14 protein-coding genes are annotated in these 15,032 nt (G+C 73.2%); 8 read left to right on the forward strand and 6 right to left on the reverse strand.

Annotated elements, in window-relative coordinates; translation table 11 throughout:
• Positions 1 to 51: 51 nt before the first annotated feature.
• The 3 genes from ABZX40_RS26255 to ABZX40_RS26265 all read right to left on the reverse strand — a co-directional run bounded on the left by ABZX40_RS26255 (position 52) and on the right by ABZX40_RS26265 (position 2,923).
• Entirely contained in the window at positions 52 to 981 is a 930-nt protein-coding gene (locus ABZX40_RS26255; RefSeq protein ID WP_355743452.1) for a DMT family transporter, read from the reverse strand.
• A gap of 305 nt (positions 982 to 1,286) precedes the next feature.
• Complete coding sequence (locus ABZX40_RS26260) at positions 1,287 to 2,294, reverse strand: EamA family transporter (protein WP_355743329.1); 1,008 nt, start codon at positions 2,292 to 2,294, stop codon at positions 1,287 to 1,289.
• 86 nt (positions 2,295 to 2,380) lie between these two features.
• Positions 2,381 to 2,923, reverse strand: a complete 543-nt coding sequence (locus ABZX40_RS26265; protein WP_355743332.1) for a Clp protease N-terminal domain-containing protein — start codon at positions 2,921 to 2,923, stop codon at positions 2,381 to 2,383.
• Positions 2,924 to 3,121: 198 nt separating this feature from the next.
• Here ABZX40_RS26265 and ABZX40_RS26270 point away from each other — a divergent pair, with 198 nt between their 5' ends.
• The gene (locus ABZX40_RS26270; protein ID WP_355743335.1) at positions 3,122 to 3,310 is read left to right on the forward strand and encodes a hypothetical protein; all 189 of its coding nucleotides are present in this window, start codon (positions 3,122 to 3,124) and stop codon (positions 3,308 to 3,310) included.
• 270 nt (positions 3,311 to 3,580) lie between these two features.
• On the opposite strand, the gene ABZX40_RS26275 is transcribed toward ABZX40_RS26270, so the two are convergent.
• Positions 3,581 to 4,192, reverse strand: a complete 612-nt coding sequence (locus ABZX40_RS26275) for a PadR family transcriptional regulator (RefSeq protein WP_355743338.1) — start codon at positions 4,190 to 4,192, stop codon at positions 3,581 to 3,583.
• Between the two features lie 295 nt (positions 4,193 to 4,487).
• On the opposite strand from ABZX40_RS26275, the gene ABZX40_RS26280 reads away from it, so the two are divergent.
• The 7 genes from ABZX40_RS26280 to ABZX40_RS26310 all read left to right on the forward strand — a co-directional run bounded on the left by ABZX40_RS26280 (position 4,488) and on the right by ABZX40_RS26310 (position 12,163).
• Positions 4,488 to 4,850 (forward strand): hypothetical protein, encoded by a 363-nt coding sequence (locus ABZX40_RS26280; protein WP_355743341.1) that lies wholly within the window; start codon positions 4,488 to 4,490, stop codon positions 4,848 to 4,850.
• Positions 4,843 to 5,895: a polyprenyl synthetase family protein gene (locus tag ABZX40_RS26285; protein ID WP_355743342.1), complete on the forward strand. Its 1,053-nt coding sequence runs from the start codon at positions 4,843 to 4,845 to the stop codon at positions 5,893 to 5,895. The genes ABZX40_RS26280 and ABZX40_RS26285 overlap by 8 nt, the downstream gene beginning before the upstream one ends.
• A gap of 48 nt (positions 5,896 to 5,943) precedes the next feature.
• Complete coding sequence (locus ABZX40_RS26290) at positions 5,944 to 7,164, forward strand: oxygenase MpaB family protein (RefSeq protein ID WP_355743345.1); 1,221 nt, start codon at positions 5,944 to 5,946, stop codon at positions 7,162 to 7,164.
• 99 nt (positions 7,165 to 7,263) lie between these two features.
• A complete protein-coding gene (locus tag ABZX40_RS26295) occupies positions 7,264 to 8,031 on the forward strand; it encodes a metalloregulator ArsR/SmtB family transcription factor (protein ID WP_355743348.1) in 768 nt (255 codons plus the stop codon).
• Positions 8,028 to 9,332, forward strand: a complete 1,305-nt coding sequence (locus ABZX40_RS26300; RefSeq protein ID WP_355743351.1) for an MFS transporter — start codon at positions 8,028 to 8,030, stop codon at positions 9,330 to 9,332. Before ABZX40_RS26295 ends, ABZX40_RS26300 begins: the two co-directional genes overlap by 4 nt.
• A 27-nt stretch (positions 9,333 to 9,359) precedes the next feature.
• Positions 9,360 to 10,805 carry an argininosuccinate synthase gene (gene argG / locus ABZX40_RS26305; protein ID WP_355743354.1) on the forward strand — a complete coding sequence of 482 codons (1,446 nt, stop codon included), beginning with the start codon at positions 9,360 to 9,362 and terminating at the stop codon, positions 10,803 to 10,805.
• A gap of 545 nt (positions 10,806 to 11,350) precedes the next feature.
• Complete coding sequence (locus ABZX40_RS26310) at positions 11,351 to 12,163, forward strand: PhzF family phenazine biosynthesis protein (protein ID WP_355743357.1); 813 nt, start codon at positions 11,351 to 11,353, stop codon at positions 12,161 to 12,163.
• Positions 12,164 to 12,230: 67 nt separating this feature from the next.
• Here the strand turns inward: ABZX40_RS26310 and ABZX40_RS26315 are convergent, their stop codons facing one another.
• Positions 12,231 to 13,031: a type II CAAX endopeptidase family protein gene (locus ABZX40_RS26315; protein WP_355743360.1), complete on the reverse strand. Its 801-nt coding sequence runs from the start codon at positions 13,029 to 13,031 to the stop codon at positions 12,231 to 12,233.
• Positions 13,032 to 13,150: 119 nt separating this feature from the next.
• Positions 13,151 to 14,665 (reverse strand): glutamate--cysteine ligase, encoded by a 1,515-nt coding sequence (locus tag ABZX40_RS26320; RefSeq protein WP_355743363.1) that lies wholly within the window; start codon positions 14,663 to 14,665, stop codon positions 13,151 to 13,153.
• Positions 14,666 to 15,032: the final 367 nt, after the last annotated feature.

Genomic DNA, 15,032 nt, shown 5'->3' on the forward strand with positions numbered 1-15,032 from the left:
GACGGAACCCCGTGCAGGCGCGGGCACAGGCACGGGCACTCACCCGCCCGTTCACCCCCCGGCCACGCCCCCGCTCCCCCGGGTCTCCGCCCACGCCAGGCCGGCCACCGAGCCCAGCATCAGCAGGGTGCCGGCGACGGTCGCCGCGGTGAGGTGCTCGCCGAGCAGGACGACCGCGAGGGCCGCCGCGCTGACCGGCTCCAGCAGCATGATCACCGACACCGTCGCGGACCGGACGACGGCCGCTCCGGCGAAGTACAGCGCGTAGGCGAGGGCGGTCGGGATCGCCGCGATGTAGACGACCAGCCAGACCAGCCGGACCGGGTCGGCGGTCTGCGGGACCAGCCCCTCGGCGAGGGCGAGCGGCAGCAGCAGCGCGGTCGTCACCCCGAACGCCCACACCGTCGTACCGGAGGCGTCGGTGTCGCCGTGGCGGCCCCACCAGCGGGTGAGCAGGGTCATCGCGCAGTACCCGGCCGCCGACAGCAGCGCGAGCCCCACGCCCCAGGGCCGTACGGAGGTGTCACCGCCGCCGAGGACCAGCACCCCGAGTCCGGCGAGGGCCCCGGCGACCGCGACCGCTCCCCCGCGGCCCAGCCGCTCGCCCAGGGTGAACCGGGCCCCGAGCGCGATGAGGACGGGCCCGGCGCCGAGGGTGACGACGGTCGCGACGGCCAGCCCGGTGGCGGAGACGGCGGCGAAGTAGGCGGTCTGGAACACCGCGAGGGCGAGGCCGACGGCTGAGGCACGCAGCACCTTGCGGCGCAGTGGCTCCGGCGCGGCGGGGACGGGCCGCGCGGTGCGGGGGCGGCGCAGGGCGCGCACGGCGAGCAGCAGGACCAGTCCGGCGGCGCAGCGCCAGAAGGACAGGGCGATCGAGCCCATGTCGCTGGTCCGGTAGACGAGGGAGGCGGCGGCACCGGCGGTGCCCCAGGCCACTCCGGCGACGATCAGCTGGAGCAGCCCGCGCCCGACGGACAGCCGCCCGGCCCGGCGCTCACCGGCACCCGCCGGGGAAAGGGAACGGGAACGGGGACCTGAACGGGAACCTGCACGGGAGCGGGGGTTCTCGACAGGGGAAGGAGGAAGGGACACGCGTTCTCTCCGCAGTCGCGCCCGGGGCGCGGAAGTTCGGGAAGGGACCACCGCTGGAGCGGGGTCCGCGGACTTCGTCTGCGGGCAGCACCGTCACGCCCGGCGGGTCACGCGGGGCGCGGGTTCCGGAGGGCCCGCCTCAGGCGGCCGGAGGCGGAAGGACGAGTGCGTTCGCATGCATGATCGATACCCTATGTCGTGGTTCCACGGGCCGACAACTCCCGTTCGGTTCCCGCACCGGCCACCGGCCGCGCCCCGGAGCCCTTGGCCGGGGTGGCGGACTGGGCGATGAACGCGCCGGTCAGCACGATCGCGCCGCCGATGAGCTGCGGGGCGGACAGCTGCTCGCCGAGCAGCACCCAGGCCAGCCCGGTCGCGATGACCGCCTCCAGACAGGCCACCACCCCGGCGACCTGCGGGGAGAGCCGCCGTACGGAGACCACGCCGGTGATGTACGCGATCACCGTGGCGACCAGCACGATCCAGCCGAGCAGGGCGAGGGCGGGGACGGCGGTGCCGTCCATGGCGGCGGTGCCGGCGAGGACGCCCCAGTCCATGCCCCAGGGGCGGGCGACGACGGTGAGGACGGCGGCGCCGATCAGCAGTCCGTAGGCGATCACCCCGAGCGGGTCGGGGGCGTCGGCGCCGGAGTCGCTGCCCTGGTCGGCGAGGACGAAGTAGCCGACCTGGCAGCAGGCGGCGCCGAGCGCGAGCAGCAGCCCCACGGCGTCGAAGCTCAGCCCGGCCCACACCTCGACCACACAGGCCAGCCCGCCGACCGCGAGCACCACCCCGACAGCCGCCGCCCGGGTCACCGCCCGCCGCTGCACGAACCGCACCCAGCCCAGCACCAGGGCGGGCGCGAGGTACTCCACGAGCAGGGCGACGCCGACCGGGATCCGGGAGATGGAGGCGAAGTAGAACGCCTGGACCCCGGCCACGGCGAGCAGCCCGAACCCGGCGAGCAGCGCGGGGCGGCGGCGCAGCAGGGCCCGGTGGCGCACGGCGAGCGGCAGCATCACCAGGGCGGCCCCGGCGACCCGCAGCCACACCACGTGCAGCGGGTCGAGGCCCGCCTCGATCAGCGGCTTGGCCGCGACGCCGGAACCGCCGAAGGCGACGGCGGAACCGAGCGCGAGGCCCAGTCCGACGCCCTTGCCACGGCTGCCGTGGCTGCTCTGTGTCGTGCGCACCGGCACATGATGACAGGGGAGGACATGAGCGTCACCCCCATTGACACCTGTCTCATCGAGTGGACGGACCCCCGTACCGGCCACCCGGGGGCTCAGCCGCCCTGGACGGACTCCAGCCGCTTGACGAGTTGGTGGTGGTCGATGCCCGCGCGGGTGAGGACCTCGACCGCGCGGGCCTCCGGGTCGGCGGTGAGCCCGGCGAGCAGATCGAGTCCCCGGGGCTGGTCCCGGCCCCGGCGGGCGGCGCGGTCCCCCGCGAGTTCCAGCGCGGCGGCGGCGAGCGGGGAGTAGCCGTCGGCCATGGTCACCACGGGGAGGGCGCCGGAGTCCTCGACGGTGCCCTGCCAGCGCAGTCCGTAGCCGATGCTCCGCTGTACGAGATAGCCGAACAGCCGGGCGAGCCGGGGCCCGTCGTCCTCGCAGGCCGCGCGGACCTCGGGGTCGGCCTCCAGCAGGGAGTGCAGCAGATGCGCGGTGTCGATCTGGCGGTCCCCGTCGCGGACCGCTCGCCGCCGCGCCCCCGCGAGCACCGTCGTCAACTCCGCGCCGGGCCCGGCCCCGTGGTCCGCGCGCCGGGCCGCGGAGGAGGCGGTGTCCTGGTCGGAGGCGGGTTGACGGGGGATTCGGTGGTGCACAACCCCTACCCCATCAGCCCCTTTGGCGTAAGTCATCCCCGGCGGGAAGCATCTTCGCGTCCCACGCAGAGGGGACGTCACCGGACGGAATCTCCTCCTTACGGATGAGATCACGCCGAAACCGGCACAGGGCGCACGCGTGCGCGGGCCGCGCCCCCGACCGCAACCATCACCCAGTGTCGCTCGTCCGACACAGACATGGACCACGATTGCTGGCTGGTGGCGCTGCCGGCGGTCGACGGCAGGGACTATGTGTACCGGGTGTACGCCCCGGTGGACGCCCTGCTGGCCGACCTGTTCTGGGAAGCCTGGCACTGCCACGACGAAGGACCGTATCCTCGCGCGTGGGATCTGTTCGACGCGGCGGAGATCCGCAGGATGGGCTGATCCGATGGTCCATCAGCACGGAGCGCCGCGCGCCGCGGTGGCCCATCAGTGCGGTTAGTGCCGTCAGTGCGGTCAGTACGGCCAGTACGAAGCGCCGCGCGCCGCGCTGTCCCTGACGGCGGGCCGAACGACTCGGCGACGGTGGCCCCGTACGCGTCCCCGCGCGAGCCGGAGGGCCCGGTCACCTGAGCCGGACAGGGCGGCGCCCCCGGGGGACCTGCCTCCCGGGGGCACCGCCGACCGCCGCGCGCCGACGGCCGGGCCTGACCGTCAGTCCTCATCGGCGAGAATCAGATACAGCTTCTTGCGCGCGTCGTTGACGATGGTGAGCGCCTTGTCCCGCTGCTCCTTGTTGCCGGTCTTCCAGACCTGGCCGAACGCCTCCAGCAGACCGAACCCGGCCGACCGGATCTCGTTCAGCGTGTCCCAGTCGACCCCGCGCGAGGCTTCCTCCCACGGGGCGTCCGGCCCCTCGTCGGCAGCCTGGCGCCCGGTGTCGGTGAGCGAGAACAGCTTCTTGCCGCCCTCACTGGCGCTGGCGATCAGCCCCTCGTCCTCCAGCAGCTGAAGGGTGGGGTACACCGAACCCGGGCTGGGCTTCCACGCCCCGCCGCTGCGCTCGGCGATCTCCTGGATCATCTCGTAGCCGTGCATCGGCCGGTCCTTCAGCAGGGCGAGGATCGAGGCGCGTACGTCACCGCGCCGCGCCCGTCCCCTGGGTCCGCCGCGTCCGCGGCCTCCCCAGGCTCCGGGGCCGAAGCCCTGTCCGCCGAATCCATGACCGCCGCCCGGCCCGAAGGGCCCGAAGGCGGCCCGGCGGCCGTCGTGTCCGCCCTTGCCGCGGCGGCGTCCGTGCTCGTGCTCATATCCATGCGTGTGCATTGTGATCACTCCATTTCGGATGTCTTCGTCGCGACTGCCATGACCTTCGCCGGTCATCTCATTGACTCAGTCGCGATGCGTCAACGATATATCGGAACCAGAAATGTGGCAAGCCCCGCCCGGCACGCGGCTCAGCCCGGCGCCAGGGACACCCACCCCGACACACCTCCGCACAGCCGTACGAGAGGTCACTCGTTGGTGGTTTCCCCCCGCTCGCCCGCCCTCCCCGCCGCGATCCTCGAAGCGGGCGGCGCACGACCGGCGCCGCCCGGACGCGTACCTGTGGGGGGACGACATGACGGACGGCACGACCTCGCGGCGCCCGGCACTGGATCAGCAGGCGGTTCTGCTGGCCGCCGGGCTCGCCGACCTCGCGCTCAGCACGGTGGGCACGGCCTTCGGCACGTTACGGGGCCTGCTGCGCCGCTCGGACGGAGCGGAACTCGCGGAACAGGCCGAGCAGGACCTCGTGGCGCGCGGACGCCTGGTCCTGGACCGGTACGCCACCGCGCCCCCGGCCCACCTGGAGATCCTGGCCCAGCACTCACGCCACACCACCGGCACCACACCCGCCTCCGCACCCTCACCCGCATCGCCACCCGCCTCCGCACCCGCCCCCGGCGTCCCCGCGTCCCGGCGGCCCGGTGCCCATGCCTGACCGCTGGGACCCCGCCGTCTTCCGCACCCGCGTCGACGAGGTGCTGCACGCCTTCGTCGCAGAGGAGGCCGACCGGTTCGCCGAGATCGATCCGCTGCTGGCGCCGGTCGCCGCACAGGTCGAGGCGGCCGTCGCGCACGGCAAGCGGCTGCGCGCGGCGTTCTGCTACTGGGGCTGGCGCGCGGTCGGCCAGCCGGACAGCGAGGCACTGCTGCGGGCCGCCGCCTCCATGGAACTGGTGCACGCCGCCGCCGTGGTGCACGACGACCTGATCGACGACAGCCCGCTGCGCCGCGGTCTGCCCACCGCCCATCGCGCCCTGCGCGGCGCGGTCCGGCGGCGTCCGCGCGCCGACGCCGCCGCCCGTTCACTGGCGATGCTGGTGGGCGATCTGCTGATGGCCCTGGCCGGGCAGCTCTTCGCGGCCAGCGGTCTGCCCGCCGCCTATCTCGCGCGGGCCCGCCCGCTGTGGACGGTGATGGCGCGGGAGCTGATCGCCGGCGAGTGCCTGGAGATCCTGCGCACCGGGACCGGCGCGGACACCGAGGCGTCCCTGAAGGTGATCCGGTACAAGACCGCCAAGTACACCGTCGAGCAGCCCCTGCTGATCGGCGGCGCGCTGGCCGGGGCGGGCGCCCGGCTGCGGGAGGGCTACTCGGCGTACGCGCTGCCGCTCGGCGAGGCGTTCCAGCTCCGGGACGATCTGCTGGGCCTGTTCGGCGACCCCGCGCACACCGGCAAGGCCAACGCCGACGATCTCTCCGGCCGCCGCCCCACCGCCCTGCTCGCCGAGACCCGGCGCCTCGCCGACGCCACCGAACGCGACGGGCTGGACGCCCTGCTGGGCCGCCGCGCCCTGGACGCCGGGGCGCTGGACACCGTCCGCGAGCTGATGGTCCGTCTCAAGGCGCCCGACCGGATCGAGGACATGATCGCCGTCCGCGTCGAGCAGTCCCTCGACGCCCTGCACGACCTGGACGTCCCGGCGTCCGCCACCGGCGCGCTGACCTCCCTCGCCCACTCGGCGACCGCCCGCACGTCCTGACCCCCGACTCCGCCCGCTCAGGACAAGCTCAGGACAAGGAGCCACCCCATGACCCCGGAACACCCCTCGTCCCCCGCCCCCGGCGCGACCCCCGGTACCGGCCCCGCCCCCCGCTACACCGACGCCACCCTCGACGCCCTGCGCCACCCCGGCGACGAACTCGCCGACGCCACCGTCGCCACCCTCTTCGAACGGGGCGAGGTCGGCACGTTCAACACCCTCATGCGGTACGTCTCCACCGCCGGGGCCCCGCTGCCGGACGGACTGCCCGAGGTGGCCCGGGAGTATCTGGCCGCGACCGCCGCGCCGCCGCCCTGGGTGGACTGGGCGGAGATGGAGAAGGCCCGGCTGTTCTTCATCGACAACAACGTCCACATCTCCACCGCGCTGTCCTTCGCCTCGATGCCGGCCTGCTATGTCGTCCCGCATGTGGCGAAGCTGCTGTCGGCGACGCACGGGCTGAAGTACCCGTCGAAGCGGATGGCGGAGACCGGTCAGTTCACCGTCTATCTGATGCAGCCCGGCGCGTTCGAGGCGGGCAGCCGGTTCATCCCGGCCGCGCAGAAGGTACGGCTGCTGCACGCCTCCATCCGGCACCATCTGCGCCGCGAGGGCCTCTGGGACACCGCCGCCCTCGGCACGCCGATCTGCCAGGAGGACATGATCGGCGGCCAGATGTTCTTCTCGATGCTGGTGCTGGACAGCCTGCACCGGCTCGGCATCCATATGTCCCAGAGCGGCGCGGAGGCGTACTACTACGCGTGGCGGGTCGTCGGCGCGATGCTCGGCGTCGACCAGGACGCGGTCCCGCGCACCCTGGACGAGGCCCGCCAGTTCCTGGACCTCTACATGATCCGGCACATGGGCCCGTCCCCGGAGGGATCCCAGCTCACCCGCCAGCTCATCGACCTCTACGAGGAGGTCGTGCCCGGCACCTTCTTCGACCCGATCGTCTCCGCGCTGATCCGCCATCTGGTCGGCGACACCAGCGCCGACTGGCTCGATGTGCCGCGCACCGCGTGGGACTCGGTCGTCAAGGCCGTACCGCATCTGCTGGGGGTGCTGGAGACCGTCGAGGACCGCTCGCCCCTCGGCGCCTGGGCGCTGGACCGGCTCGGCCAGCTGACCACGGTGCTGGAGCTGTCCTCACTGACCCGGGGCCGGGTCATGCACTACGCGATCCCGGAACAGCTCCGCAAGGACTACGGCGTCTCGGACGCCCTGCCGCCCCATCGCCGCTGGACGCCTCCGGCACCGACCGTCGTCTGACCACCGGCGCGGGGAGACCGACTCTCCAATATTCCATGGATATATGGATAATGGGCACTCGGCAACGCACCACCACCCCGACGCGCCCCGGAGACGGACATGCCCAGCCCCGGCACCCCGGCCGAGACCAAGCCAGAGAACGAGCCCGAGCCCGAACCCGAACCTGAGACCCAGCCCGCACCCGCACCCACTCCCACTCCCGCTCCCCCCGGCGGCAAGGCACGCCTCTACGACGCCTTCGCCGCCGGAGGCAAGGCCCTGGCCAGCGGAAAGCGGCTGGAGCTGCTCGATCTGCTGGCCCAGGGCGAGCGGACCGTCGACGCCCTGGCGAAGGCGGCCGGGCTGAACCTCACCACCGCCTCGGCCCATCTCCAGACCCTCAAGCAGGCCGGTTTCGTGGCCACCCGCCGGGAGGGCGTCCGCGTCCACTACCGGCTCGCGGGCGAGGACGTGGCCCGGCTGTTCGCGCTGCTGTGCAAGGTCACCGAGGCCCATCAGCCGAACGTACCGGCGGCGCGGGACGCGTATCTCGGCGCGCACGACCCGGCCGAGGTCAGCCATGAGGAGCTGGCGGCGCGGGTGGCGGCCGGGGAGGTGGTGCTGCTGGACGTCCGCCCGGCCGAGGAGTACCGGGCCGGGCACATCCCCGGCGCCCGTTCCCTGCCGGTCGACCTGCTGGCCGAGCGGATCGCCGAGGTGCCCGAGGAGACGGAGATCGTCGTGTACTGCCGGGGCGCGTACTGCGTGCTGGCGTACGACGCCGTACGGCTGCTCACCGAGCGGGGGCGGCGGGCGGTGCGGCTGCACGACGGGATGCTGGAGTGGCGGCTCGCCCAGCGGCCCGTGGCCGCCGGGGACCCGGCGTGACCGGGCCGGCCGAGGCGGCGGACACCCCCCTCATACCGGACGCCGAGCAGGCCCAGCGGCGCATCCTGCGGGCCCTCGTCATCTCACAGATCCTGAGCGGCGCCGGACTCGCCGCGGGCGTCACGGTCGGCGCGCTGCTCGCCCAGGACATGCTGGGCAGTACGAGTCTGGCGGGGCTGCCGAGCGCGCTGTTCACCGCCGGTTCGGCGCTCGCGGCCGTGATCGTCGGCCGGATCTCCCAGGCCCGGGGCCGGCGCCCCGGACTGACCGCCGGCTATCTCACCGGGGCGCTGGGCAGCGCGGGCGTGATCACCGCCGCGGTCCTCGACCACCCGGTGCTGCTCTTCTTCTCGCTGTTCGTGTACGGCGCGGGGACGGCGACCAATCTCCAGGCCCGGTACGCGGGCGCGGATCTCGCGCGGCCGGACCACCGGGCGCGGGCCGTGTCCCGGGTGCTGGTGGCCACCACGCTCGGCGGGGTCGCGGGCCCCAATCTCGCCGCGCCGATGGCGGATCTCGCCGAGGGGCTCGGGGTACCGGGACTCGCGGGGCCGTTCCTGCTGTCGGGGACGGCGTATGTGCTGGCCGCGCTGGTGCTGGCCGTCCGGCTGCGCCCCGACCCGCTGCTCACCGCCCGCGCGCTGGCGGACGCCGAGCAGCGCAGCGCCGCGGCGGCGGGCACCGGGAAGGAGCCGGAGGGGCGGCGCCCCGGAGTCGTCCTCGGCGCCCTGGTGATGATCGTCACGCAGTTGGTGATGGTCGCGGTGATGACCATGACGCCGGTCCATATGCACGACCACGGCCATGGCACCGCCGCCTCCGGGCTGGTCATCGCGCTGCACATCGCGGCGATGTATCTGCCGTCACCGCTGACCGGCTGGCTGGTGGACCGGTACGGACGGATCCGGATCGCCGGGGCGTCCGGGGTCACCCTGCTGGCCGCGGGCGTCCTGGCCGCCGTCGTGCCCGGCGACTCGATGGCGCTGCTCGCCCTGGCCCTGATCCTGCTCGGCCTCGGCTGGAACCTCGGTCTGATCTCCGGCACGGCCATCATCACGGACGCGCTGCCGCTCGCCACCCGGGCGAGGACCCAGGGCCTGGTGGACGTCTCCATCGCCATCGCCGGCACCACGGGCGGCCTCGCCTCCGGGGTGATCATGGCCACCACCAGCTATCCGATCCTCGCCCTGACCGGCGGAGTCCTCGCCCTGGCGATCCTCCCGGCCATCGCGGCGACGGCGGGCGGGGAAGGGGACGGGGAAGGGGAAGGGGACCGAGGCCGAGACAAGGGCTTTGCATGACCATGCGAGATGCTGCATACTCTTCCTATGTCCAAGGTCCTCACCTCCCTCCCCTCCGGCGAGCGCGTCGGCATCGCCTTCTCCGGCGGCCTCGACACCTCGGTCGCCGTCGCCTGGATGCGCGACAAGGGCGCCGTCCCGTGCACCTACACGGCCGACATCGGCCAGTACGACGAGCCCGACATCGCCTCGGTGCCCACCCGCGCGAAGGCCTACGGCGCCGAGGTGGCCCGGCTCGTCGACTGCCGGGCGGCACTGGTCGAAGAGGGCCTGGCGGCGCTGACCTGCGGCGCGTTCCACATCCGCTCGGGCGGGCGGGCGTACTTCAACACCACGCCGCTCGGCCGGGCCGTGACGGGCACCCTGCTGGTCCGGGCGATGCTGGAGGACGACGTCCAGATCTGGGGCGACGGCTCGACCTACAAGGGCAACGACATCGAGCGGTTCTACCGCTACGGTCTGCTCGCCAACCCCAACCTCCGGATCTACAAGCCGTGGCTGGACGCCGACTTCGTGACCGAGCTGGGCGGTCGCAAGGAGATGTCCGAGTGGCTGGTCGCGCATCAGCTGCCGTACCGGGACAGCACGGAGAAGGCGTACTCCACGGACGCCAACATCTGGGGCGCCACCCATGAGGCCAAGACCCTGGAGCACCTGGACACCGGGGTCGAGACCGTCGAGCCCATCATGGGCGTGCGGTTCTGGGACCCGTCGGTGGAGATCGCCGCCGAGGACGTGACGATCGGCTTCGACCAGGGCCGCCCGGTCACCGTCAACGGCAAGGAGTTCGCCACCGCCGTCGACCTGGTGATGGAGGCCAACGCCATCGGCGGGCGGCACGGCCTGGGCATGTCCGACCAGATCGAGAACCGGATCATCGAGGCCAAGAGCCGCGGCATCTACGAGGCCCCGGGCATGGCCCTGCTGCACGCGGCCTACGAGCGGCTGGTCAACGCCATCCACAACGAGGACACCCTCGCCCAGTACCACAACGAGGGCCGCCGTCTGGGCCGGCTGATGTACGAGGGGCGCTGGCTGGACCCGCAGGCGCTGATGATCCGTGAGTCCCTCCAGCGCTGGGTCGGCGCGGCCGTCACCGGCGAGGTGACCCTGCGGCTGCGGCGCGGCGAGGACTACTCGATCCTCGACACCACCGGCCCGGCGTTCAGCTACCACCCGGACAAGCTCTCCATGGAGCGCACCGAGGACTCCGCGTTCGGCCCGTCCGACCGGATCGGCCAGCTCACCATGCGCAACCTGGACATCGCCGACTCCCGCGCCAAGCTGGAGCAGTACGCCGGAATGGGCCTGATCGGTACGGCCCACCCCGCGATCGGTGCCGCGCAGGCCGCCGCGACCGGCCTCATCGGCGCGATGCGGGAGGGCGGCGCCGAGGCCATCGCCTCCCGGGGCGAGGTCTCCGAGGAGGACGAACTGCTGGACCGCGCGGCGATGGAGTCCGGCACGGACTGACTCCGCCGGCACCTCAGCCACAACACCCGGCGGCGACCACCCCGCCGCCCCGCACACGCACGAAGGCCGGCCCGGCCCCGAGGACCCCGGGCCGGCCTTCGCCGTACTCACCCCCGTACCCGTACCCACGCCCACGCCCACCCCCGCACCCACGCCCACGCCCACCCCCGCACCCGCACCCGCACCCGCACCCGCACCCACCGACCCCGTACCCCCACCCACCCGTGGCCCACTCCCGTGCCCACCCGCGGCCCCGCTGCCCCGGGGCCACCCGCCGCACCCCGTGCCCATCCGCCGCCGCCCCCACAGACACCCGGCTGCCACCCCCCGCGTCATCCTCTGCCGCACCGCGTCCACCCCCCGCCGCCCCATGTCCGCTCGCGGCCACCCGCCGCCACCCCGCGTCCGGAGGCCGCCGCCACCGAATCCACCCGCACCCGAACCCATCCCCACCCCCTCCAGGTCCACATCCCCGCCCCCTCCAGGTCCACATCCCCCGAATTGGCCTTGGCCCGCCCCACCCCCCGCCCCCTACCGTCGACGGCATGCGGATTCGAATCGTCGATGCCTTCACCGACCGTCCCTTCGCGGGGAACCCCGCCGGGGTGATGCTGCTGGACGCGTTCCCCGAGGACGCCTGGCTCCAGAGCGTGGCGCTGGAGGTGAATCACGCCGAGACGGCGTTCGCGCATCCGCTGCCGCCGGGCGGGGACGCGGACTGGGCGCTGCGCTGGTTCACACCGGTGACGGAGGTCGCCCTGTGCGGCCATGCCACCCTGGCCACCGCCCATGTGCTGCACAGCACCGGCGTCCACGAGGGACCCGTGCGCTTCGCGACCCGCGGCGGGACACTGACCGCCACTCCCCGGCCGGACGGCTCGATCACCCTGGACTTCCCGACCGCCCCGCTGACCCCCGTCGAACTGCCGGACGGGGTCGCCGAGGCGCTGGGCGCGAAGCCGCTGGCCGCGGTCGACACCGGCCCGGACGTGGGCGACCTGCTCCTCGAACTCGCCGACGAGCGCACCATCCACGCCCTGGCCCCCGACCACCGGGCACTCGCCCGCTACTCCGCCCGGGGCGTCATCGCCACCGCCCGCGCCGAGGACCCGTCCCGCGGCTACGACTATGTCTCGCGCTGTTTCTTCCCCAATGTCGGGATCGACGAGGACCCGGTCACCGGCAGCGCGCACACCGCCCTCGCCCCGTACTGGTCGCCCCGGCTGGGCGGCCCGGATCTGACCGGCCTCCAGGCGTCCCGCCGCCGGGGCCTGGTCCGCACCGGACTGCGCGGCGCGCGCACCCTGCTGACCGGCCACGCGGTGACCGTCATCGACGGGGAACTGCTCGCCCCCTGACGGTCGCCCCGCACCGCCACCCCGCACCGCCACCCCGTACCGCCGCCCCGCACCGCCGCCGCCCCGCTCAGGCCGTAGGCAGCCAGCTCACCTTGCCCGCCAGCAGCGCGTAGCCGACGAACGCGCCGATGTCGAGCAGGGTGTGGGCCACGACCAGCGGCCCCACCCGGCCCCAGCGGCGGTACAGGTAGACGAAGGCCACGCCCATCGCCATGTTGCCGATGAACCCGCCGATGCCCTGGTAGAGGTGGTACGAGCCGCGCAGTACCGAACTCGCGGCCATCGAGGCGCCGGGCGACCAGCCGAGCTGATCGAGCCGGCGCAGCAGATAGCCGACGACGATGACCTCTTCGACGATGGAGTTCTGCGCGGCGGACAGGATCAGCACCGGGAACTTCCACCACACGTCGGGCAGCGCCTCCGGCACCACGGTGAGGTTGAAGCCGAGGCCGCGCGCGGCGAGGTAGAAGGCGATGCCGGTGCTGCCGATCCCGGCGGCGATCACCGCGCCGCGCCCGAGGTCGGGCCAGGGGCGGGTGCGGTCGAAGCCGATGACGCGCAGGTTCGCGCCCTCGCGGATCAGCAGATGGGCGACCAGCGCGACCGGCACCAGCGCGGTGGTGATGCCGAACAGCTGCCAGGCCAGGTCCAGCCAGGGGCGGCCGGGCGCGGCGGAGGCGTTGAGGGTGGCGGCCTGGTCGCTGAGGCCGCCGGGCCGGGTGGCCGAGCCGATGAAGCTGATCAGCGCGGAGACCCCGCTCGCGCCCAGGGACAGGGCGAGGACGAGCAGCGTCTCGTCGCGCAGGGTCCGCCGCGAGAGCCGTTCCAGCGGCTGTGCCTGGGCCGCCGCGCTGTCCTCCGCCTGCACAGGTGCCTCCCGTGGGTGCCAGTGGGTAGAGCCGTGAAGGATCACAGCTTGCCCCATGAACCTGGGAGCGGGGATCCCAGGGTGCCCGCGGCCCGTGCGACGGAGGCGTCCGGCCGGGATCAGCGCGGGACGGGGTCCGGCAGGCCGGCCGGCCAGGTGTGGACGGGCTCGCCCAGCTGGGTCAGCTCGCAGTAGCGGCGGGTGGTCGCGGCCAGCGCCCGGTCGCGGCTCAGGCCGCTCTCCAGCGCCCGGTGGAAGGTCGCGACCTGCCAGGACGCCCCGTTGATCCGGCGCCGGCAGCGTTCCTCGACGACCCCGAGGTAGAAGTCCCGGTCGGCGGGTTCGATGCCCCAGGCGTCCAGTCCGGCGGCGGCCAGCGGCAGCAGTTCGTCCCGGACCAGGGTGACGGCGTCCACCTCGGACGTTCCCCCGTACCGGCCGCGGCGGGGCCAGCGGAAGCGGGCCTCGATGCCGTGGCGGCAGGCGGCGTCGAAGTTCTCCGCCGCCTGCTCGAAGGGCAGCCGGGTCCAGACCGGCCGGGACTCGTCGGCGAGGGCGCGGACGAGGCCGTAGTAGAAGGCCGCGTTGGCGAGGACGTCGGTGACGGTCGGTCCGGCGGGCAGCACCCGGTTCTCCACCCGCAGATGCGGGACGCCGTCGGCGATGCCGTAGACGGGCCGGTTCCAGCGGTAGACCGTGCCGTTGTGCAGGACGAGTTCGGCGAGGGCGGGGATACCGCCCGCGTCCAGGGTCTCCAGCGGCTCCTCGTCGTCGACGATGGGCAGCAGGGCCGGGAAGTAGCGCAGATTCTCCTCGAAGAGGTCATGGGCCGAGGAGATCCAGCGCTCACCGAACCAGGTGCGCGGGCGGACGCCCTGCGCCTGGAGTTCGGGCGGCCGGGTGTCGGTGGACTGCTGGAACAGCGGCGGCCTGGACTCCCGCCACAGCTCCCGCCCGAACAGGAAGGGCGAGTTGGCGCCGACCGCGATCTGCGCGGCCGAGGCGACCTGCGCCGCGTTCCACACATCGGCGAACCGCGCCGGGGTGACCTGGAGATGCAGCTGTACGGAGGTGCAGGCGGCCTCCGGGGCGATGGAGCGGGAGGTGCAGACCAGATGCTCCACCCCGTCGATGTCGAGGGTGAAGTCCTCGCCGCGGGCGGCCACTATCTGATCGTTGAGCAGGGTGTAGCGGTCCACCTCGGAGAGATTGGACGAGACCAGATGGTCCCGGTCCAGGGTCGGCAGAATCCCGATCATCACGATTCCGGCGTCGACCTCGACCGCTTTCCGGTGGGCATAGCCGAGAGAGGTGCGGACTTCCTCGGCGAGCCGGTCGAATACCCGGCCGCTCAAGCGGTGGGGGGCAATGTTCACTTCCAGATTGAACATGGCGAGTTCTGTTTGGAAATCCCGACTGGCGATGCGTTCCAGGACTTGCCCGTTCAGCATTCTCGGCAGACCGTCGGCACCGACCAGATTCAATTCGATCTCCAGGCCCATGAGGTTCCTGGGCCGGTCGAACCGCTGCTCCGCGAGCAGTCGCTCCAGGCCGGTCAGACAGCGCCGGAGCTTGTCCCGGTAGCTGTGCCGATCGGACAGGTCGATACCGCCTGCCACGACCTTCTCCCCCATCTAAGCGTCCCTCCTCGGATGGGCGGGCCCGGACCCGGGTCCGCCGGGGTGCGCGGACCGGGTACGGGCCCGGGTGGATGTCAGGGTGGATGATGCCCAGCCCGGACGATCCATAACGCCACCCGGCGACCCGTACGCCCGCTAATCTGGTCCGTGCCGGGCACTTTTGTCCGGGGGCACATACCCCTGGCATACGGCATTCGGGTTGCACCGCCTCCGCGTTACTCGTGAAAAACGCCGACGACAATTGGCCCACCACAGGACGCACACAACCCGAGGTCAGCACCGGGGCGCCAACGGGGAATCGGGATGTTTCACCCTGAATCCATGACCGAAATCGACCTTGTCCGGGTGCCCCGGAACGGCT

Source organism: Streptomyces sp. NPDC004610, assembly GCF_040609715.1.
GTDB lineage: Bacteria > Actinomycetota > Actinomycetes > Streptomycetales > Streptomycetaceae > Streptomyces.